Genomic DNA, 334 nt, shown 5'->3' on the forward strand with positions numbered 1-334 from the left:
GTATTGTGGTCAGGTCTGCTCATACCGCTGAGCCACATGAAGGGAACATGCTCTTTACAGGCAACCGAAAGTTTCCTGCTGGAGTAAATATTGGAAACATAGCCGTAGATCAACACCTTTAAAAGCATTAAGGGATGATAGCTTGAAGCGCCCGTTTGATGATATTTGTCAATAATACCATCGATATTGATCGAGTTGATCACTTGGTCAATGATCCGAACAGGATGGTCTTGAGGAATCAATTCATCAAATGTTGGCGGAAAGGCCATCAATTGATGTTGGTAATAAGGCTTAAACGTAGGTAATTTTCGAGACATAATCATCGATTTGTTGT

At 40.7% G+C, this 334-nt stretch carries 1 protein-coding gene; it reads right to left on the minus strand.

Going from position 1 to position 334, the window contains the following annotated elements; all coding sequences use genetic code 11:
- The coding region (locus tag AC6CHH_RS16420; RefSeq protein ID WP_498284796.1) for a transposase at nt 1-317 on the minus strand (317 nt) is incomplete at its 3' end.
- Between the last annotated feature and the right edge of the window lie 17 nt (nt 318-334).

The sequence above is a fragment of the Sphingobacterium sp. GQ94 genome (assembly GCF_059758715.1).